Here is a 21070-nt window from a genome sequence, read left to right as displayed (position 1 = left end):
ATGACCTTTCTCCAGGGCGCCAAGCGGGTCGCCAACCGTCCACTGCAGACTCTGGACAACCTCGGTGACCAGATGTCGTTCTACGGCCGCGCGTTGCTGTGGACGCCGCGGACGTTGCGCCGCTACACCAAAGAGGTCCTGCGGCTGCTCGCCGAAGTGAGCTTCGGTTCCGGTTCGCTCGCCGTCATCGGCGGCACGGTCGGCGTCATGGTCGGCCTGACGCTGTTCACCGGTGTCCTTGTCGGCCTGCAGGGCTACTCGGCGCTGAACTCGATCGGCACCTCGGCCTTCACCGGCTTCCTGACCGCGTTCTTCAACACCCGCGAGATCGCCCCGCTGGTCGCCGGCCTCGCGCTTTCGGCGACGGTCGGCGCCGGGTTCACCGCCCAGCTGGGCGCGATGCGGATCTCCGAGGAGATCGACGCGCTCGAAGTCATGGGCGTGCCGAGCCTGCCGTACCTGGTGACCACGCGGATCATCGCCGGTTTCGTCGCGGTCATCCCGCTGTACGTCATCGGCCTGCTGAGCTCGTATCTCGCGTCCCGGTTGGTCGTTATCTACATCTACAACCAGTCAGCGGGTACCTACGACCATTATTTCGACCTCTTCCTACCACCACAGGATGTGCTCTATTCGTTCATCAAGGTGCTGTTGTTCAGCGTCTTGATCATCCTGTCCCATTGCTATTTCGGATACCGGGCTTCCGGCGGCCCCGCCGGTGTCGGCGTGGCGGTCGGCAAGGCGGTGCGGCTGAGCATCGTCACGGTGTCCATCATGAACTTCTTCATCGGTTTCGCGATCTGGGGAACCGACGTCACGGTGAGGATCGCAGGATGATCGCGACAGTCCGGCGCAGGTTGTTGGGCCTGCTCTTGGTCGCCGTGCTCGTCGGCGGGGTGGCGCTGAGCATCGCGCTGTACCAGAAGGCCTTCACGCCCGTCGTGAGCGTGAAGCTCCAGTCCGGCAACATCGGCAACCAGTTGCTGAAGCAGTCCGACGTGAAGGTCCGCGGCCTCATCGTCGGTTCGGTGAAGGACATCGCCGCGACCCCGAACGGCGCCGAACTCACGCTCGCGCTGAATCCGGAGTCGGCGAAACTGATCCCGCAGAACGTTTCCGCGCGATTCCTGCCGAAGACTTTGTTCGGCGAACGCTTCGTTTCCCTCGAAATCCCGGACGACCCTTCGACGAGGACGATCGCCGAGGGCGACGTGATCACCCAGGACCGGACGTCCGGCGCCGTCGAGCTGGAGCAGGCCTTCGCCCACCTGATGCCGGTGCTTCAGGCCGTCCAGCCGCAGAAGCTGTCGAGCACGCTTTCGGCGATCTCCACCGCGCTCAACGGCCGCGGCGGCCAGCTCGGCGACACCCTCTCGCAGCTCGGCACGTACGTCGGGGACCTGAACCCGCACGAACCCCAGCTCCAGCAGAACCTCAAGGAACTGGCGAAGTTCTCGGACAACCTCAACGCCGTCGCCCCGGACCTGGTGCAGACCTTGGACAACCTGAGCACGACCACGCGCACCGTGGTGGATCAGAAGATGAACCTACAGAACCTCTACGGCAGCGTCACGCAGGCCTCGGTCGATCTCCAGACCTTCCTCCGGAACAACGCCGACAACCTGATCCGGCTCGCCGACACCGCCCGCCCGACGGCGGAGCTGCTGGCGAAGTACGCGCCGGAGTACCCGTGCGTGATCGGGCAGATGGCGGCCAACCTGCCGAAGATCGACAAGGCGCTCGGCAAGGGAACCAACCGGCCCGGTCTGCACGCGACCATCGAGATCACCGTCAACCGCGGTCCGTACCTGCCGGGCAAGGACGAGCCGAGGTTCGAGGACAAACGCGGTCCGCGCTGTTACGACCTGAAGCAGTTCCCGGACCCGTTCCCGCAGTACCCGCCGGACGGCCCGATCAAGGACGGCAGCACGGTCAAACCGCCGGCGCGGTCGGCCAACGACGGCCTTTCGCCCTCGAACGGCTACGCGAACATCGGCGGTTACAACGGCGGGGGAGCGCCCGCCGGCAGCCCGTCCTACAGCGCGTCCGAATCGGACTTCCTCGCGCAGCTGGTCGCCCCGCAGGTCGGCATGTCCGCCTCGGACGTGCCCGGCTGGGGTTCGCTGCTCGTCGGTCCGCTCTACCGGGGAGCGGAGGTGCACGTCCAGTGAGGGGATTGCTCGCACCGCTGATCAAGCTCTGCGTCTTCGTCGTGGTCACCGTGCTGTTCACGACGATCCTCGGGATCAGCATCGCCAACATCAACACCACCAGCACCAACGCCTACAAGGCGCGGTTCAGTGACGCGACCTTGTTGCTGCCCAACGACGACGTCCGCATCGCGGGCGTCCGGGTCGGGCAGGTCAAGGACGTCCGCATCGTCGACCGCCGCCAGGCCGAGGTCGAGTTCGAAGTGGACGCCGGCCGCAAGCTGCCCGCCGGGGTCACCGCGCAGATCAAGTTCCGCAACCTGGTCGGCCAGCGCTACGTCTCGCTCGGCCAGGGCACGGACTCCTCCGGCAAGAACCTGGCGCCCGGCGGCAACATCCCGCTGGAGCGGACCACGCCCGCGCTCGACCTGACGCAGCTGTTCAACGGCTTCAAGCCGCTGTTCACCGCGCTCAACCCGGACGACATCAACAAGCTGTCCTACGAGGTCATCCAGGTCCTGCAGGGTGAGGGCGGCACGGTCGAAAGCCTGCTGAAGCACACCGCCTCGCTGGCCACCACGATCTCCGACAAGGACCAGGTGATCGGTGAGGTCATCGACAACCTGAACTCGGTGCTCGACACGGTCAACGGGCACACGCCGCAGCTGAACGACCTGATCGTCAAGCTGCAGCAGCTGGTCTCCGGACTGGCCGCGGACCGCGAGCCGATCGGCGACGCGATCGACTCGCTCGGCAACCTCGCGCAGACCACCTCCGGTCTGCTCGGCGAGGCCCGCGAGCCGCTCAAGCAGGACATCGCCTCGCTCGGCACGCTGACGAAGAACCTCAACGACAGCCAGCCGATCGTCGAGCACTTCATCCAGTTCCTGCCGCAGAAGGTGACGGCGCTGACGCGCACCGCCGACTACGGCTCCTGGTTCAACTTCTTCGCCTGTGAGCTGACGGGAGGCGTCGCCCTGCCGCCGCTGATCAACGAGCCGATCAACCTGCCGCTGCTGCCGGTGAACCGGGCGAGGTGCACGGCATGAAGTCGTTCCAGAAACGCAACCCGATCCCGATCGCGCTGGTCGGCATCTCGGTGCTGCTGCTCGGCTTCCTCGCCGCGCTCAACTCCGAGGACCTGCCAGTGATCGGCGGCGGCACGACCTACAGCGCGGACTTCAGCGAGGCGTCCGGGCTGCAGCAGGACAACGACGTCCGGGTCGCCGGGGTGAAGGTCGGCAAGATCTCCGACATCAAGCTCGACGGCGACAAGGTCCGGATCTCCTTCAAGGTCAAGGACGCCTGGCTGGGCGACAAGACCAGCGCGGCGATCAAGATCAAGACCGTGCTCGGCCAGAAGTACCTGGCGCTCGACCCGCAGGGGCAGCGCACGCTCGACCCGAGCGCGACCATCCCGCGCGAGCGCACGGCGTCGCCGTTCGACGTCCTCGACGCCTTCCGCGGGCTTTCGCAGACCGTCGACGACATCGACACGACGCAGCTGGCGAAGAGCTTCGACGTCATCTCGGAGACCTTCGCCGACACCCCGGCCGACGTGAAGGGCGCCCTGAACGGCCTTTCGCGCCTCTCGGACACCATTGCTTCACGGGATTCGCAGCTGGCGAACCTGCTCGCGAACACGCGGCAGGTCTCGCAGACGCTCGTCGACCGCGACGCCGAGTTCCAGAAGCTCCTGGCCGACGGCAACAAGCTGCTCGGCGAGGTGTCCCGGCGCAAGGACGCGATCGCCGCGCTGCTGGACGGCTCGCGCAACCTCGCCACCCAGCTCAAGGGCCTGGTCGACGACAACGACGCGCAGCTCGACCCGGTGCTCACCCAGCTCGACCAGCTGACCTCGATGCTGCAGCGCAACCAGGACGCCCTCGGCCAGGGCATCGCGCGGTTCGCGCCGTTCATCCGGGTGTTCACGAACACCATCGGCAACGGCCGCTGGTTCGACAACTACATCTGCGGACTGGTCCTGCCGTCGTTCGGGCCGATCAACGACAAGGGGTGCTACGAGAAATGAGTACCCGTCTCGGTTCCACCCTCGCGCGCGGTTTCACCCTCGCGATCGTGCTCGCGCTGGTCGTCGCCGGCGCGCTGTGGTGGACGCTCAAGGACGCCGGCCGCAACCACGTGACCGCGTACTTCGCTGGCGCCGTCGGCCTCTACGAGGGCAACAGCGTCCGCATGCTCGGCGTCGACATGGGCACGGTCACCAAGATCCAGCCGATGGGCAACCAGGTCCGCGTCGAACTCGAATACGACCGTTCGGTGGCGGTGCCCGCCGACGCGAAGGCGATCATCGTGTCGCCGTCGCTGGTCAGCGACCGCTACGTGCAGCTGGCCCCGGCCTACAAGGGCGGCACGCGGATCGCGGACGGCGCCGTCATCGGCCTCGACCGCACCGAGGTCCCCCTGGAAGTCGACGAGCTCGCCGCCAGCCTCTCCCGGGTCAGCCGGTCGCTCGGGCCCAATGGCGCCAACAAGAACGGTTCGCTGTCGAACCTGCTCGACACCGCCGCGAAGAACTTCGACGGCAACGGGCAGGCGCTGCACGACACGATCACGAAGCTCGGCCAGGCCGCGGGCACGTTGTCCGGCAACAAGGACGACCTGTTCAAGACCGTCGAGAACCTCGGCTCCTTCTCGCAGACGCTGGTCAACAGCGATTCGCAGGTCCGCGACTTCGAGCGGCAGCTCGCCGACGTCAGCGGATTCCTCGCGGGGGAGAAGGACAACCTCGCCGCGACGGTGAAGCAGCTGTCCGACACGCTCACCGCGGTGCAGGCGTTCATCGAGAAGAACCGCGACCGGCTCAAGTCCAATGTGGACAAGCTGGCCAGCGTGACCAAGGTGCTCGTGGACCAGCGCGGCGCGCTCGCCGAGATCCTCGACGTCGCCCCGGTCGGCCTCGGGAACCTGGTCAACACCTACAACGCGTCGTCGGGCACGCTCGACGCGCGGGCCAACCTCAATGAGCTCACCCAGCCGCCGCTGGTGATGGTGTGCAACCTGCTCAAGCAGACCCCGGACGCGCTCGACGCGCTGGGCGACGCGTGCAAGGGGATCGCCGGACTGGTCGACGGGCTGGTGCCGCTGCCGTCGATCGCGCAGGTGATCCAGTCCTCGCAGGCGGGCCAGCTGCCGCCGCTGCCGCTCCCCATCGCCGGTCAGCTCTACGGAACGGCGGCGAAATGATGCGTACGAAACTTGTTTTCGCTGCCGTCGGGACCGTCGCGGCGCTGACGTTGAGCGGCTGCGGGTTCAGCGGGATCTACGACGTCCCGTTGCCCGGCGGCGCCGAACTCGGCGACCACCCGTACACGGTCAAGGTGCAGTTCCGGGACGTGCTCGACCTGACCCCGCAGGCCGGCGTCAAGGTCAACGAGGTCTCCATCGGCCGCGTCGAAGCGATCGGACTGACCCAGGACGGCTGGAACGCCGAAGTCACCCTCCGGGTGAACGGCGACGTGAAGCTGCCGGCGAACGCGCTGGCCAACGTCAAGCAGTCGAGCCTCCTTGGGGAGAAGTACGTCGAGCTGGCCGCGCCCCCGGACGGGCAGGGCAAACTCGCCGACAACGCGGTGATCCCGCTGGCCCGCACGAACCGCAGCGTCGAGGTCGAGGAACTGCTCGGCGCGCTTTCGCTGCTGCTCAACGGCGGCGGGGTCGAGCAGCTCAATACCATCACCAAGGAACTCAACAACGCCACCAACGGCCGTTCGCCGGAGCTGAAGGCGCTGCTGAACAACACCAACGAGCTGGTCTCGAACCTCGACAAGCAGTCCGCGAACATCACGCGGGCGCTCGACGGGCTGAACCGGCTCTCGCTCACGCTGAACGGCCAGAAGGACAAGCTGGTCGGCGCGGTCGACAATCTCGGCCCCGGTCTCGGCGTGCTGGAGCAGCAGCGCGGCCAGCTGGTGACCATGCTGAACGCGCTCAACAGTCTCTCCGGGGTCGCCGTCGACACGGTGAACAAGAGCAAGGAAGACCTCGTCGCCGACCTCAAGGCGTTGCAGCCGACGCTGCAGAAGCTGGGCGAGGCGGGCTCGGATCTGCCGAAGGCGCTGGAGATCCTGCTGACCTTCCCGTTCAGCGACGCCGCGTACGACGGCGTCAAGGGCGACTACTTCAACCTGTTCGCGAAGGTCGACCTGAACCTGAACGAGATCCTGAAGAACCTCGGCCGCAGCCGCGAGAACCCGCTGAAGGACATCGTCCCGGTGCCGGGGCTCACCGGCGGGACCGAGGGGCCGGGCGTGAACCCGCCGCTGCCGATCCCCGACAGCGTCGGCGGAACCCAGGCGGGCGGCCAGGCGAGCGCGCCGCAGGGCGGCGGTAAGCCACAACAGACCGGACCCGCCGGGATCTTCGGCCTGCTGTCGGGAGGTGCCGGCTGATGCTGGTCCGTAGGACGAAAATCCAGCTGGTCGCGTTCGCGATCATCTCCGTGGTCTTCATCGTGTACGCGCTGATCCGGTTCGCCGGGCTCGGCCAGGTCTTCGGCGACGAGGGCTACACGGTGAAACTGCAGCTCAAGCAGTCGGGCGGGATCTTCCAGAACGCCGAGGTCACCTACCGCGGCTTCAACATCGGCAGGGTCGGCGAGCTGCGCCTGACCAAGACCGGGCTGGAAGCCGACCTCAACATCGCGCCGGACGCCCCGCAGGTGCCCGCCGATCTGGACGCCGTGGTCGCGAACCGGTCCGCGGTCGGCGAGCAGTTCGTCGACCTGCGGCCCAAGAGCGAGAACGGGCCGTTCCTCAACGCGAGCTCGGTCATCCCGGCCGACAAGGTCAAGACGCCGGTGCCCACCGAACAGCTCATCGGCGACCTCGACAGCCTCGCGGCGTCGGTGCCGACGGACTCGCTGCGCAAGGTCGTCGACGAGTCGTACAACGCCTTCAACGGCACGGGCCCGGATCTGCAGCGGCTGCTCGACACCGCGCGGAGCTTCACCGCGACCGCGCAGGAGTACCTGCCGCAGACCGTCCAGCTGCTGGAAAAGGGCGGACAGGTCCTCGAAACGCAGAACGACATGGCGAGCTCGATGAAGTCGTTCAGCGCGGACCTCAACAAGCTGTCCGGCACGCTGAAGAACTCCGACGCCGACATCCGGAAGCTGATCGGGATCACCCCGCAGGTGGCGAACCAGATCAGCTCGGTGCTCGCCGAATCGGGCCCGGGGCTGGGCGCGCTGACGGCGAACCTGCTGACGACGTCCAACCTGCTGGTGACCCGGCTCGACGGGCTGGAGCAGGGGCTGGTGACCTACCCGATGCTGGCCGCGGGCGCGAACAGCGTCGCCAACGACGGCACCGCGCACCTGGGTCTCGCGCTCAACCTGTTCAACCCGCCTTCGTGCACCAAGGGCTACATCGGCCTCGACAAGTACCGCGAAGGCACCGACACGACGGTTCGCCCGCCGAAGGACGACGCGTACTGCGCCGAGCCGAAGGGCAGCCCGATCAACGTGCGCGGTTCGCAGAACGTGCCGTACAACGGGGTCCCGCAGATCCCGACCGAAGGTGACGTCGCGAAGAACGCCGGCCGTTCCGCCGAGGAGCTGGCGGCCTTGCGCGCGGCGCAGGGCATGCCGAGCGTCCTGCAGAGCCCGGGGGTCAGCCTGGCCAGCCTGGGCGCCCTGCTGGGCCTGCCCGGCTGAGCCCGAGACCGTATACCTACCCTGGAGTGTCATGAGTTCTTCTCGATCGCGGACCTTGGTCCTCGGGGCGGCCGCGTTCGCCCTGGCCGCCTTCGTCGCCGCGGCGATCTTCGGTGTCCAGTGGGCCGTGGCCGCGTCGGACGACAACGCCGACCTGGCGCGCTCGCGGGACGCGGTGGCCGACGCGGGCGGCCGCGCGATCAAGGCGTACACCGAGGTCGACTTCGAGAACCTCGACGCGTTCTTCAACCAGCAGAAGGCCGTCTCCGACGACAAGATGAGCCAGCAGCTGGCGCAGCTGGAGCCGACCTACCGCAAGGCGCTCAGCGACGCGAAGACCAAGGTCGCGACCACGATCCAGGACATCGCGGTCGAGGAACTCGACGACCACGAGGGCAAGGCGAGCTTCCTCGCCGCCATCACCACCCAGGTCACCCAGGGCGACAAGTCGAGCTCGAAGGCGTTACGCCTGGAGGTCTCGATGACCCGGGTCGGCGATGAGTGGAAGCTGTCCGGGATCGACAACGTGCCCCTCGTCGCGGCCGGTCAGTAAGAGCGTCACCTAGAACGGAGCCTCGTAGTGCCCCCCTCCCGTCGCCAGCCCCCTCGCAGCACTCCGCCGGTGCGCCGCCCCCGGGTGGCCGGTCTGCGACGGCCGGCTCCCGAGGCTTCCGCCTCGGAGGTCTCCGCTCCGGAAGTCTCCGCTCCGGAGGTCGAAGAGACGCCGGTGGCGAAGACGGCGCCGGTGCGCCGTCCGCGGCCCGCGCCGCGTCCCGCCCCCGTGGTCGAGCCCGAGGCCGTCGAGCCCGAGGTTGCCGAGCCTGCTGAATCGTCTGAGGCCGCTGAGTCCGCTGAGTCCGTTGAGGACACTGCTGAGGCTGTCGAGGCTCCTGCTGAGGTCGAGGAGACCCCTGAAGAGTCTTCGGACTCTGACGACGAGGTCGCCGCGAAGCCGAGTCCGCGTGCGAAGACTCGCGCGGCCGCGAAGGCGAAGCCGGACGACATCGAAGAGGCCGAAGCCGAAGTCGCCACCGAGGCCGACGAGTCGTCCGAGGCGAAGCCGAAGAAGCCGGGCTCCGGGAAGCTGATCCTGGCGGGCGCGCTGGTCGTCGTCGGGTTGCTGCTGGCCGCGACCGCGGTGCTGTTCAAGATCCAGGCGGACGACGTGTCCAGCTCGACGAACAACACCGCGCTGCTGGACGTCGCGAAGACCGCGCAGGTCAAGGACCAGGTCGCGAAGGCGACCGAGGCGCTGTTCTCGTACGACTACAAGAACATCTCCAAGACCGAGAACGCCGCCGGCGATCTGCTGGTCAACGACGAGGTGCGGGCGAAGTACAACCTGCTGATGGGCGAGGTCAAGCGGCTGGCCCCGCAGCAGAAGATGGTCGTGACCTGCAAGGTCACCCGCAGCGCTGTCATCCGGCTGGAAGGCGACCGGGCCGACGTGATGGTGTTCGTCGACCAGAGCTCGACGCGGGCCGACACGAACAAGACCACCGCCGGGAGCGCGCAGCTGCACTTGAACGCGGAGCTGCAGGGCGACAAGTGGAAGATCACGGCGATGAACACCTACGCCGCTCCGCCGAACCCGACGGCTTCCTCGGCCCCCGCCGCGCCCCCCGCCTCCCCGGCCCCCTCCAAGTGACCCCCACGACCTGCGTTTAGCCCCCTGATCGCGACCCGTCGCCTCGTTCCGTGAAGGCCTCCTTGAGGGACCCAGAGTCCCTCAAGGAGGCCTTCACGGCTTCCGCCCCCGGGGCCTCCCGGCCGCGTCGAGTTTCGCCCCCTAATCGCGATCTGGGGCGGCTCCCTGTGCCTCGCACCAGCCGACCCACCGTTCACAGCCGCCACAGGCCCCGACGCGCCCCGAAGCGGCCTCGGAGGACCCCGCCCCGACCCGGTGACTCTCCGGGACACCCCGGCGGCCGGATCGCGATTAGCGGGCTAAACGCAGGTCGGCGCGTCGGCGCCGTCACCTGCGGGTACGGGGCGGTAACCGGGATGATCGTCCTGTGAGGCACCCCGTGCGGACCTACTTCGACGCTGCGCCAACCGGCGGGACCACCGCGCGGCATCTTGACTCAGAGCCCCTGTGGGGTCACGCTTACTGGCAACGGTGAGAACCGGCGGTGCCCTTGCGGGAGGGACGGCCCGGGGAAGCCAGGAGAGGCATACCTGAAGACGTTGCGATGCAGGCTGGGCCCCATCGGGAGCGCCCCCTGGACAGACCGCGACGTTCGGGCTAGACTGCTTCTTTGCGCTGCCCTCTTTCAGGCTGCCCGGAGCCGGTAGTTAGGATAGTGGGCACACGGCACCCTTGACAGTCCGCTTCAGCTGTTGCTGACGCGGCTGCTCACCGCTCATTGTCCCCGGAAGGACGCATCTTGGCAGTCTCTCCCGCGAACCAGGCCACTGCTGCGACCACCTCGGCTGTATCTCGCTCGGAGTCCACGGGAATCCCGGGAGCCCCCAAACGGGTCTCCTTCGCAAAGATTCGCGAGCCGCTCAGCACCCCGAACCTGCTCGACGTGCAGATCAGGTCCTTTGAATGGTTCACCGGCGACGAGGCGTGGTTCGAACGCCGCGTCGAAGAAGGTGAAGAAAACCCGGTCGGCGGCCTGGAAGAGGTCCTCAACGAGATCTCGCCGATCGAAGACTTCTCCGGATCCATGTCGCTGTCCTTCTCCGACCCGCGCTTCGACGAGGTCAAGGCCTCCGTCGAGGAGTGCAAGGACAAGGACATGACGTACGCGGCCCCGCTGTTCGTGACCGCCGAGTTCGTGAACAACAACACCGGCGAGATCAAGAGCCAGACGGTCTTCATGGGCGACTTCCCGGTGATGACCGACAAGGGCACCTTCGTCATCAACGGCACCGAGCGTGTCGTCGTGTCCCAGCTGGTCCGTTCGCCGGGTGTGTACTTCGACACCAGCGTCGACAAGACCACGGACAAGGACGTCTTCAACGTCCGCGTCATCCCGAGCCGGGGTGCCTGGCTCGAGTTCGACGTCGACAAGCGCGACACCGTCGGCGTCCGCATCGACCGCAAGCGCCGCCAGCCGGTCACCGTGCTGCTGAAGGCGCTCGGCTGGACCACCGAGGCGATCCGCGAGCGCTTCTCCTTCTCCGAGACGCTGCTCGCCACCCTCGAGAAGGACCACACCGCCGGCACCGACGAGGCGCTGCTCGACATCTACCGCAAGCTGCGCCCGGGCGAACCGCCCACCAAGGAGAGCGCGCAGACGCTGCTGGAGAACCTGTTCTTCAAGCCGAAGCGCTACGACCTGGCCAAGGTCGGCCGGTACAAGCTGAACAAGAAGCTCGGCCTGACCACGCCGTACGACACCGGGACGCTGACCGAAGAGGACATCGTCTCGACGATCGAGTACCTGGTCCGCCTGCACGCGGGCGAGGACAAGGCGACCGTCGGCGACCAGACCATCCCGGTCGAGACCGACGACATCGACCACTTCGGCAACCGTCGTCTCCGCACCGTCGGCGAGCTCATCCAGAACCAGATCCGCGTGGGTCTGTCCCGGATGGAGCGCGTCGTCCGCGAGCGGATGACCACCCAGGACGTCGAGGCGATCACGCCGCAGACCCTGATCAACATCCGTCCCGTCGTGGCGGCGATCAAGGAGTTCTTCGGTACTTCGCAGCTGTCGCAGTTCATGGACCAGAACAACCCGCTGTCGGGGCTGACGCACAAGCGTCGTCTGTCCGCCCTCGGCCCGGGTGGTCTGTCGCGTGAGCGCGCCGGCATGGAGGTCCGGGACGTCCACCCGTCGCACTACGGCCGCATGTGCCCGATCGAGACGCCGGAAGGCCCGAACATCGGCCTGATCGGTTCGCTCTGCTCGTACGCGCGGGTCAACCCGTTCGGGTTCATCGAGACCCCGTATCGCAAGGTCGTCGAGGGTCGCGTCACCGACCAGGTCGACTACCTCACCGCGGACGAGGAAGACCGTTACGTGAAGGCGCAGGCGAACGCGCCGATCTCGGACGACGGCACCTTCGTCGAAGACCGCGTCCTGGTCCGTAAGAAGGGCGGCGAGGTCGAGCTGATCGACCCGCTCGACGTGGACTACATGGACGTCTCGCCGCGGCAGATGGTCTCGGTCGCGACGGCGATGATCCCGTTCCTCGAACACGACGACGCGAACCGCGCGCTCATGGGCGCGAACATGCAGCGTCAGGCCGTTCCGCTGCTGCGCAACTCGGCCCCGCTGGTCGGTACCGGCGTGGAGCTGCGTGCCGCGGTGGACGCCGGTGACGTGCTCGTCGCCGAGCAGGCCGGTGTGGTCGAGGAGCTCTCGGCCGACCTGATCACGATCATGCACGACGACGGCACGCGGAAGAGCTACGGACTGTACAAGTTCCGTCGCTCGAACCACGGCACCTGCTTTAACCACCGCCCGATCGTCAACGAGGGCGACCGGGTCGAGCAGGGTCAGGTCATCGCCGACGGCCCGTCCACCGAGAACGGTGAGATGGCGCTCGGCAAGAACCTGCTCGTCGCGGTCATGCCGTGGGAAGGCCACAACTACGAGGACGCGATCATCCTCTCCGAGCGCCTGGTGCAGGACGACGTGCTCACGTCGATCCACATCGAGGAGCACGAGATCGACGCCCGCGACACCAAGCTGGGCGCCGAGGAGATCACCCGGGACATCCCGAACGTCTCCGAGGAGGTCCTCGCCGACCTCGACGAGCGCGGCATCATCCGCATCGGTGCCGAGGTCCGCGACGGCGACATCCTGGTCGGCAAGGTCACGCCCAAGGGCGAGACCGAGCTGACCCCGGAAGAGCGCCTGCTCCGCGCGATCTTCGGCGAGAAGGCCCGTGAGGTCCGCGACACCTCGCTGAAGGTGCCGCACGGCGAGACCGGCAAGGTCATCGGCATCCGCGTGTTCTCGCGCGAGGACGACGACGAGCTGCCCCCGGGCGTCAACGAACTGGTCCGCGTCTACGTGGCCCAGAAGCGGAAGATCCAGCCGGGCGACAAGCTCGCCGGCCGCCACGGGAACAAGGGTGTCATCGGCAAGATCCTCCCCGCCGAGGACATGCCGTTCATGGAGGACGGCACGCCCGTCGACATCATCCTGAACACCCACGGTGTCCCGCGTCGTATGAACATCGGCCAGGTCCTGGAGCTTCACCTGGGCTGGCTGGCGTCGCAGGGGTGGAAGATCGAGGGCAACCCGGAGTGGGCGAAGAACCTCAACGAGGAGCTCTACGACGTCGACCCCGGCACGAACACCGCCACCCCGGTGTTCGACGGCGCCAAGGAAGAGGAGCTCACCGGGCTGCTCGCGGCGACCAAGCCGAACCGCGACGGCGAGCGCATGGTCAAGCAGAACGGCAAGGCCACGCTGCTCGACGGCCGCTCCGGCGAGCCGTACCCGTACCCGGTGTCGGTCGGCTACATGTACATCCTGAAGCTGCACCACCTGGTCGACGACAAGATCCACGCCCGGTCCACCGGCCCGTACTCGATGATCACGCAGCAGCCGCTGGGTGGTAAGGCGCAGTTCGGTGGCCAGCGGTTCGGCGAGATGGAGTGCTGGGCGATGCAGGCGTACGGCGCCGCATACACCCTGCAGGAGCTCCTGACGATCAAGTCGGACGACGTGGTCGGCCGCGTCAAGGTGTACGAGGCCATCGTCAAGGGGGAGAACATCCCCGAGCCGGGCATCCCGGAGTCGTTCAAGGTGCTCCTGAAGGAGCTCCAGTCGCTCTGCCTCAACGTCGAGGTGCTGTCCAGCGACGGCGCCGCGATCGAGATGCGCGACTCCGACGACGAGGACCTCGAGCGTGCCGCGGCCAACCTCGGCATCAACCTGTCCCGCAACGAGTCGCCCTCGGTGGACGACGTCGTGCACTGACCCGCGATGAGGCGGGAGCCCGCCAGGCTCCCGCCTCCGCTCGCCAACTCCTCTAGTCGCATCAACCCCAAGGGGATGTAAAGACGTGCTGGACGTCAACTTCTTCGATGAGCTCCGCATCGGCCTCGCCACCGCCGACGACATCCGTCAGTGGTCCTTCGGCGAGGTGAAGAAGCCGGAGACCATCAACTACCGGACGCTCAAGCCCGAGAAGGACGGCCTCTTCTGCGAGAAGATCTTCGGCCCGACCCGGGACTGGGAGTGCTACTGCGGTAAGTACAAGCGGGTCCGCTTCAAGGGCATCATCTGCGAGCGCTGTGGCGTCGAGGTCACCCGCGCCAAGGTGCGCCGTGAGCGGATGGGCCACATCGAGCTGGCCGCTCCCGTCACCCACATCTGGTACTTCAAGGGTGTTCCCTCCCGCCTGGGCTACCTGCTCGACCTGGCGCCGAAGGACCTCGAGAAGATCATCTACTTCGCGGCCTACGTGATCACCGGTGTGAACACCGAGCTGCGGCACAACGACCTGCCGACCCTCGAGAACGAGATCGGTGTCGAGCGCAAGAACCTCGAGACCAAGCGCGACGCGGACATCGAGGCACGGGCGCAGAAGCTGGAAGCCGACCTGGCCGAGCTGGAGGCGGAGGGCGCCAAGTCCGACGTCCGCCGCAAGGTCAAGGAAGGCGGCGAGCGCGAGATGCGTCAGCTGCGTGACCGCGCCGGTCGCGAGCTGGACCGTCTCGAGGAGGTCTGGACGACCTTCACCAAGCTCGACACCCGTCAGCTGATCGCCGACGAGCTGCTCTACCGCGAGCTCATCGACCGGTACGGCGAGTACTTCACCGGCGGCATGGGCGCGGAGGCCATCCAGAAGCTGGCCACCGAGTTCGACGTCAGCGCCGAAGCCGACAACCTGCGCGACACCATCCGCAACGGCAAGGGGCAGAAGAAGCTCCGCGCGCTGAAGCGGCTCAAGGTCGTCGCGGCCTTCCAAGCCACCGGCAACGACCCGCGCGGCATGGTGCTCGACGCCGTCCCGGTGATCCCGCCGGACCTGCGCCCGATGGTCCAGCTCGACGGTGGCCGGTTCGCCACCTCCGACCTGAACGACCTCTACCGCCGGGTCATCAACCGGAACAACCGGTTGAAGCGGCTGATCGACCTCGGCGCGCCCGAGATCATCGTCAACAACGAGAAGCGGATGCTGCAGGAGGCCGTCGACGCGCTGTTCGACAACGGCCGCCGCGGCCGCCCGGTCACCGGTCCCGGTAACCGCCCGCTGAAGTCGCTGTCCGACCTGCTCAAGGGCAAGCAGGGCCGGTTCCGTCAGAACCTGCTCGGCAAGCGTGTCGACTACTCCGGTCGTTCGGTCATCATCGTCGGTCCGCAGCTGAAGCTGCACCAGTGCGGTCTGCCGAAGGACATGGCGCTCGAGCTGTTCAAGCCGTTCGTCATGAAGCGGCTGGTCGACCTGAACCACGCGCAGAACATCAAGTCCGCCAAGCGGATGGTGGAGCGCTCGCGGCCGCAGGTGTGGGACGTGCTCGAAGAGGTCATCACCGGCCACCCGGTGATGCTGAACCGTGCGCCGACCCTGCACCGCCTCGGTATCCAGGCCTTCGAGCCGCAGCTGGTCGAAGGCAAGGCCATCCAGCTGCACCCGCTGGTCTGTGAAGCGTTCAACGCGGACTTCGACGGTGACCAGATGGCCGTGCACCTCCCGCTGTCCGCGGAGGCGCAGGCCGAGGCCCGCATCCTGATGCTGTCGGCGAACAACATCCTGTCGCCGGCGTCGGGCCGTCCGCTCGCCATGCCGCGTCTGGACATGGTGACGGGTCTGTTCCACCTGACCCGCCTGAACGAGAACGCCGACGGAGCGGGCTTCGCCTACTCCTCGCCGGCCGAAGCGATCATGGCGTTCGACCGCAAGGCGCTGAGCCTGCACGCCCCGATCAAGATCCGCATCACCGACCGTCAGCCCGCCAAGGCCGACGAAGCGGCGCTCGCGGAGAAGGGCTGGGAGCCGGGCAAGGCGTGGCTGGCCGAGACCACCCTGGGCCGCGTGCTGTTCAACGAGCTGCTGCCGGCGGACTACCCGTTCATCAACGAGCCGATGCCGAAGAAGCGTCAGGCCCTGATCGTGAACGACCTCGCCGAGCGCTACTCGATGACCCAGGTCGCGCAGACCCTGGACCGCCTGAAGGACGCCGGTTTCTACTGGGCGACCCGCTCGGGTGTCACCGTCGCCATCTCCGACGTGCTCGTCCCGGCAGGCAAGAAGGCCATTCTGGACGAGTACGAAGGCAAGGCCGACCAGGTCGAGAAGCGGTACCAGCGTGGTCAGCTGTCGCACACCGAGCGCAACAACGAGCTCGTCAAGGTGTGGACGCAGGCCACCGAAGAGGTCCACAAGATCATGGAGACGGCGCTGCCGGACGACAACCCGATCGCGATGATCGTGAAGTCGGGCGCGGCGGGCAACATGACGCAGGTCCGGTCGCTGGCCGGTATGCGTGGCCTGGTGTCGAACCCGAAGGGTGAGTACATCCCGCGTCCGATCAAGGCCAACTTCCGTGAAGGCCTGTCGGTGGCGGAGTACTTCATCGCGACGCACGGTGCCCGTAAGGGTCTGGCGGACACGGCGCTCCGTACCGCCGACTCGGGTTACCTGACCCGTCGTCTGGTGGACGTCTCGCAGGACGTCATCGTCCGCGAGATCGACTGTGGCACCACCCGCGGTATCAACATGCCGATCGGGCAGGACGTCGGCGACGGCAAGGTCCTGCGCGACCAGCACGTCGAGACGGCCGTGTACGCGCGGAACCTGGCGACCGACGCGGTCGACGCCAAGGGCAACGTCGTGCTCAACGCGGGCGACGACATCGGCGACCCGGCCCTGGACAAGCTCATCTCGAGCGGGATCTCCAAGGTCAAGGTCCGTTCGGTCCTCACCTGTGAGTCGGCCGTCGGTATCTGCGCCACCTGCTACGGCCGGTCCATGGCGACCGGTCAGCTCGTCGACGTCGGCGAGGCCGTGGGTATCGTCGCGGCCCAGTCGATCGGTGAGCCGGGTACGCAGCTGACGATGCGTACGTTCCACCAGGGTGGTGTCGCCGGTGACGACATCACGACCGGTCTGCCCCGTGTCCAGGAGCTGTTCGAGGCCCGGGTCCCGAAGGGCAAGGCGCCGATCGCCGACGTCGATGGCCGTGTGCGCATCGAGGAGAGCGAGCGGTTCTGGAAGATCACGCTGATCCCGGACGACGGCAGCGAAGAGATCGTCTTCGACAAGCTGTCCAAGCGTCAGCGGCTCGCGAACACCCCGAACGGCCCGCTGGGCGACGGTGACCGTGTCGCCGTCGGTCAGCAGCTGCTCGAAGGCACGCCGGACCCGCACGAGGTCCTGCGGGTCATGGGGCCGCGCGAGGCGCAGATGCACCTGGTGGACGAGGTCCAGAAGGTGTACCGGGCGCAGGGTGTGTCGATCCACGACAAGCACATCGAGGTCATCGTGCGGCAGATGCTGCGCCGCGTGACGATCATCGACTCCGGTGCCACGGACTTCCTCCCGGGCGAGCTGCCCGAGCGGACCAAGTTCGAGGCGAAGAACCGCGCGTCGGTCGCCGAAGGCGGCGAGCCCGCCTCGGGTCGCCCGGTGCTGATGGGGATCACGAAGGCCTCGCTGACCACGGACTCGTGGCTGTCGGCGGCCTCGTTCCAGGAGACCACGCGTGTCCTGACCGACGCGGCCATCAACGGCCGTTCGGACAAGCTCGTGGGCCTCAAGGAGAACGTGATCATCGGTAAGCTGATCCCGGCCGGTACCGGGATCAACAAGTACCGCAACATCCAGGTGCAGCCGACCGAGGAGGCGCGGGTCGCCGCTTACGCGATCCCGTCCTACGACGACGGCTACTACACCCCGGACGTCTTCGGCTCCACGCCGGGCGCCGCGGTGCCGCTGGACGACTACGACTTCGGCCGCGACTTCCGCTGACCGAAGCGATAGCCACGAGAAAGGCCCCCGCCGATCAGGCGGGGGCCTTTCCCGTTTCCGGGCTCTTCGAGTCACCCGAAGCGGGTATTGGACCTTCACGAATCCCGCTAGAGTGATCCGGTTATCTGCGGTTCGGGGGCTATGCGCATTTCCATCTGGGTAGTCTGGGGTGACTCTGCGTGAACAAATCTCCAAGTGGTAGATCCGGGTTTCGTACTGGGGCGATCTACCTCGCGACCTTCGCCGCCGCAGCCGCCTTGACCGGCGTCTTCGCCGCGCCCGCCGGGGCGGACCCGGCACCTTCGTCACCGGAGTCGAGCGCGCCGGCGACATCCGAAGCACCGCCGAGTTCCACCACGCCGGTGCCGAGCGCGCCACCGGTCGAGACTCCGACGCGCGCGGCGCCGAAGCCGCAGGCCGAGCGAGCGAAGGTCGAAGTCTCGGTCGCTTTCGCAAAGACGTCGTACAGGACCGACGAAGATGTCCGTTTCACTTTCCAGGTCAAGAACGTCGGTGAAACCCCAGCGGTCGGTCTCCGGGTCAACCAACGCCTCCTTGAGCCGGGTGCGCTGTCGATTCCCTACGAGCCGGGCTGGGGAGAGTTGGGAAGCGCGAAGGGGGTGAACCTCGCGCAGGGAGCGACCACCGAGGTGACCGTCACCGGACAGATCGCGGACTTCGACCAGGACACCGCGAACGTCCGAGGCTTCATCTCCGACGAGACCGGGTTCAGCGCGGGCGAGTTCAACGCCACTGTCGCCGTCACGAAGGTCACCGGGCACGCGACGGGAAGCGTTTTCGGCGACAAGAACGGCAATGGCGAGTTCGATGACGGCGAGCAGCTGGGCGGTATCCCGCTCACGTTGCGGCACGCCCTCGGGTCCAAGGAGTACAAGGCCACGAGCGGCGACGACGGGAAGGTCGATTTCGGGGACGTCCCGGCCGCCAAGTACTTCCTCGGTGGCGGTGAGGCGATCAAGGGCTGGCTGTTCCCGTTCCAGGTCATCCAGGTCGGCGAGGGCGCCAAGGAGCTGTCCATCCGCGGGGTGCAGCCGCTGAACGGCGCGCTCAAAGCGTCGATGTCCTTCACCAAGGACACCTACCAGCCCGGCGAGCTCGCCCACGTCACCGTGAAGCTGACGAACTCCGGATCCCTTCCGCTCGTCGGCATCGTGGCCGGGTGCAATCGCGCCGGAGTGGACTTCGCCCTGAAGAGCGGGCCCGGTTGGGGAGAGCTCTCGTATTTCGCGGGTGGCGCGACGATCGCTCCTGGCCAGACCCGCACCTTCGACGTGACCGAGAAGGTCCCGGATGCCGCGCTGAACCATGGCCGCGTCGCGGTGGGTTGCGACTTCGGCTATGCCGACGTCGACATCGACAACAACCCGGTGGCGACCGACGAGGCCTCGGTGCCGGGCGGGATCGCCGCTCTCGTGGGCCAGGTGGTCCACGACACCGAGCCGGGCAAGCCGTTGAAGGGGCTCGCCGACGTCAAGCTCGTACTCTCCTCCGACGGTGACTGCCCGACCATCGCCGAGACGACGACCGACGCGGAGGGGAACTTCAAGTTCGCCGAAGTGGTGCCGGGGCCGAAGTACCGCTTGTTCTTCGCGCCGCCGCAGGGGTGGCGGATCAAGTACGAGAACCCGATCTCGACCTACGTCGTCGGCCCGGCGGACAATCCCGCCCGGCTCCACGTCGAAGCCGAGAAAGGCCAGGAGCCGCCGCTCACCATGCCCACCCGGCGTCCTGGCTGTGACGCGTCCGGAACCACCGCGCCCGCTCCCGGGCAGCAGGGTTCCGGCGGTGGCCAGGGTGGTTCGGGCCTGGCCAGCACCGGTGCCGACGTGATCGGGCTCGGCGCGCTCGCGCTCGCCGCGCTGGGTCTCGGCGCGGTCCTGGTCTTCGGCGCCCGCCGCCGTCGTCAGCCCGCCGGATAACGGCCGTCCACCGCGAGAAAGCCCTCCGTCCATCCCGGACCGGGGGCTTTCCCTTTGCCCCCGGCCCGACTCGTGTTTCGCCCCCTAATCGCGATCCGGGGGCGGCGGCGCGGGTGGGCGACGATCGGTGCGGTATCAGCCTGGATGCGCGACGGATGGCGGGCGTTTCCGGGGCTGTCGGCCGAAAGGATGGTCGACATGGAATCCCTTGTGAAAGAAGAGAACACGTCCGCGAAGAAGCTGAGGTCCGCCTTGGACGGCGTCCATCGGGCGGGGGTGCCGGGTGTGTTCGCCGAGGTGCGCGCGGGTGAGCGGATCTGGCGCGGCGCGGCCGGGGTCGCCGACCTCGAAACCGGCCGCCCCGTCGAGACCGGGATGCGGCAGCGCGTCGGCAGCATCACCAAGACCTTCGTCTCGGCCGCGGTTCTGCGTCAGGTCGAAGAGGGGCGGCTCGGGCTCGACGAGCCGATCGGGGACCACCTGCCGCAGCTGGTCCCCGGTGACCGCGGCCGGGCGATCACGGTCCGCATGCTGCTCAACCACACCAGCGGCCTCGCCGAGTACCTGCCCTACGCGTTCCCTTCGCTCAAGGAGTTCGCTCCCGGGAGCCTCGACGACAACCGGTTCCGGCAGTTCCGCCCGGCCGAGTTGATCGAGATGGGCGTCGGCGCGCCCGCCACCGGCGAACCGGGAAGCACTCCCGGGATCTACTCCAACACGAACTACCTGCTCCTGGGCGAACTCTTGGAGCACCTGACCGGAACCCCGGTGGAGGCGCACGTCTTCCGTGCCGTCATCGAGCCCGCGGGTCTCGCGAACACCGGATTCCCCGCCGGTCCGCGGATCGAAGAGCCGCACTCGCGGATGTACGAGGCCCTGTTCGGCGCGATCGATCCGCCGCGCGACTACAGCGTCTACACCATGTCCTGGGTGATGACCGGCGCCGGCCTGGTCTCGACCGTCGGCGATCTCAACCGTTTCTATCGCAAGCTGCTCGACGGCGAGATCGTCAGCCCGTCGTCGCTGACGGAGATGCAGCGTCTGGTCCCGGTCATCGCGCAGGACGGGCGGCGGATCGACTACGGGCTCGGCCTGTACAAGACCGAGACTCCCGAGGGCATCTTCTGGGGGCACGACGGCACGGTGTGGGGAGCCATGACGATGGCCTGGGCCGGTGCGGACAGCGGACGGCAGTTCGCCGCCGCGATGAACCTCGTGCGCTGGCGCAAGCCGGACGCCGAGGGAACCACGCACCCCATCGACGACGCCCTGGCGACCCTCAAACACCAGGCCCTCTGTGACCCCGCCACCGACCTCTGTTCAGCCCCCTAATCGCGATCCGGCCGGGGTCGGCCCCAGGTCGGCGCCGGAGTTCCCGGGATTGAGTAACGAAATCATAACGTCGCCGCGAACGTCGA

The 21070-nt window shown here is 67.4% G+C and carries 14 protein-coding genes; 13 read left to right on the top strand and 1 reads right to left on the bottom strand.

Features of this window, described 5'->3' with window-relative positions; all coding sequences use genetic code 11:
- The 11 genes from AB0N89_RS14470 to AB0N89_RS14420 all read left to right on the top strand — a co-directional run bounded on the left by AB0N89_RS14470 (position 1) and on the right by AB0N89_RS14420 (position 17712).
- Positions 1-837: an ABC transporter permease gene (locus tag AB0N89_RS14470; RefSeq protein ID WP_005152080.1), complete on the top strand. Its 837-nt coding sequence runs from the start codon at positions 1-3 to the stop codon at positions 835-837.
- Entirely contained in the window at positions 834-2171 is a 1338-nt protein-coding gene (locus AB0N89_RS14465) for an MCE family protein (RefSeq protein ID WP_364204458.1), read from the top strand. The genes AB0N89_RS14470 and AB0N89_RS14465 overlap by 4 nt, the downstream gene beginning before the upstream one ends.
- Complete coding sequence (locus AB0N89_RS14460) at positions 2168-3199, top strand: MCE family protein (RefSeq protein ID WP_364204456.1); 1032 nt, start codon at positions 2168-2170, stop codon at positions 3197-3199. The genes AB0N89_RS14465 and AB0N89_RS14460 overlap by 4 nt, the downstream gene beginning before the upstream one ends.
- Positions 3196-4182 carry an MCE family protein gene (locus AB0N89_RS14455; protein ID WP_364204454.1) on the top strand — a complete coding sequence of 329 codons (987 nt, stop codon included), beginning with the start codon at positions 3196-3198 and terminating at the stop codon, positions 4180-4182. The genes AB0N89_RS14460 and AB0N89_RS14455 overlap by 4 nt, the downstream gene beginning before the upstream one ends.
- On the top strand, positions 4179-5357 hold the full coding sequence (locus AB0N89_RS14450; RefSeq protein ID WP_364204452.1) for an MCE family protein: 1179 nt from the start codon (positions 4179-4181) through the stop codon (positions 5355-5357). The genes AB0N89_RS14455 and AB0N89_RS14450 overlap by 4 nt, the downstream gene beginning before the upstream one ends.
- Positions 5354-6562 (top strand): MCE family protein, encoded by a 1209-nt coding sequence (locus AB0N89_RS14445; protein ID WP_364204450.1) that lies wholly within the window; start codon positions 5354-5356, stop codon positions 6560-6562. The genes AB0N89_RS14450 and AB0N89_RS14445 overlap by 4 nt, the downstream gene beginning before the upstream one ends.
- On the top strand, positions 6562-7827 hold the full coding sequence (locus tag AB0N89_RS14440) for an MlaD family protein (RefSeq protein WP_364204448.1): 1266 nt from the start codon (positions 6562-6564) through the stop codon (positions 7825-7827). The genes AB0N89_RS14445 and AB0N89_RS14440 overlap by 1 nt, the downstream gene beginning before the upstream one ends.
- Before the next feature lie 31 nt (positions 7828-7858).
- On the top strand, positions 7859-8380 hold the full coding sequence (locus AB0N89_RS14435; RefSeq protein WP_020633300.1) for a hypothetical protein: 522 nt from the start codon (positions 7859-7861) through the stop codon (positions 8378-8380).
- 84 nt (positions 8381-8464) lie between these two features.
- Positions 8465-9475, top strand: a complete 1011-nt coding sequence (locus tag AB0N89_RS14430; protein WP_364204589.1) for a hypothetical protein — start codon at positions 8465-8467, stop codon at positions 9473-9475.
- Between the two features lie 739 nt (positions 9476-10214).
- Complete coding sequence (locus AB0N89_RS14425) at positions 10215-13715, top strand: DNA-directed RNA polymerase subunit beta (RefSeq protein WP_093938493.1); 3501 nt, start codon at positions 10215-10217, stop codon at positions 13713-13715.
- 85 nt (positions 13716-13800) lie between these two features.
- A complete protein-coding gene (locus tag AB0N89_RS14420; protein WP_364204446.1) occupies positions 13801-17712 on the top strand; it encodes a DNA-directed RNA polymerase subunit beta' in 3912 nt (1303 codons plus the stop codon).
- A gap of 226 nt (positions 17713-17938) precedes the next feature.
- On the opposite strand, the gene AB0N89_RS14415 is transcribed toward AB0N89_RS14420, so the two are convergent.
- The gene (locus tag AB0N89_RS14415; protein WP_364204444.1) at positions 17939-18205 is read right to left on the bottom strand and encodes a hypothetical protein; all 267 of its coding nucleotides are present in this window, start codon (positions 18203-18205) and stop codon (positions 17939-17941) included.
- 109 nt (positions 18206-18314) lie between these two features.
- Between AB0N89_RS14415 and AB0N89_RS14410 the strand changes: the two genes are divergently transcribed.
- Both AB0N89_RS14410 and AB0N89_RS14405 read left to right on the top strand, forming a co-directional pair.
- Positions 18315-19652: a hypothetical protein gene (locus AB0N89_RS14410; RefSeq protein ID WP_364204442.1), complete on the top strand. Its 1338-nt coding sequence runs from the start codon at positions 18315-18317 to the stop codon at positions 19650-19652.
- Positions 19653-19850: 198 nt separating this feature from the next.
- The gene (locus AB0N89_RS14405) at positions 19851-20984 is read left to right on the top strand and encodes a serine hydrolase domain-containing protein (RefSeq protein ID WP_364204440.1); all 1134 of its coding nucleotides are present in this window, start codon (positions 19851-19853) and stop codon (positions 20982-20984) included.
- Positions 20985-21070: the final 86 nt, after the last annotated feature.

Source organism: Amycolatopsis sp. NPDC089917 (assembly GCF_040684635.1).
In the GTDB taxonomy this organism is placed as follows: Bacteria; Actinomycetota; Actinomycetes; order Mycobacteriales; family Pseudonocardiaceae; genus Amycolatopsis.
The sequence above is the reverse complement of the archived record's forward strand: the minus strand, read 5'-3'. Positions and strand labels throughout refer to the sequence as shown.

Excerpts from the sequence above, each read along its gene's own strand:
- AB0N89_RS14470 (WP_005152080.1), top strand. The coding sequence starts at position 1 with ATGACCTTTCTCCAGGGCGCCAAGCGGGTCGCCAACCGTCCACTGCAG.
- AB0N89_RS14465 (WP_364204458.1), top strand. The coding sequence starts at position 834 with ATGATCGCGACAGTCCGGCGCAGGTTGTTGGGCCTGCTCTTGGTCGCC.
- AB0N89_RS14455 (WP_364204454.1), top strand. The coding sequence starts at position 3,196 with ATGAAGTCGTTCCAGAAACGCAACCCGATCCCGATCGCGCTGGTCGGC.
- AB0N89_RS14450 (WP_364204452.1), top strand. The coding sequence starts at position 4,179 with ATGAGTACCCGTCTCGGTTCCACCCTCGCGCGCGGTTTCACCCTCGCG.
- AB0N89_RS14445 (WP_364204450.1), top strand. The coding sequence starts at position 5,354 with ATGATGCGTACGAAACTTGTTTTCGCTGCCGTCGGGACCGTCGCGGCG.
- AB0N89_RS14440 (WP_364204448.1), top strand. The coding sequence starts at position 6,562 with ATGCTGGTCCGTAGGACGAAAATCCAGCTGGTCGCGTTCGCGATCATC.
- AB0N89_RS14435 (WP_020633300.1), top strand. The coding sequence starts at position 7,859 with ATGAGTTCTTCTCGATCGCGGACCTTGGTCCTCGGGGCGGCCGCGTTC.
- AB0N89_RS14405 (WP_364204440.1), top strand. The coding sequence starts at position 19,851 with ATGGAATCCCTTGTGAAAGAAGAGAACACGTCCGCGAAGAAGCTGAGG.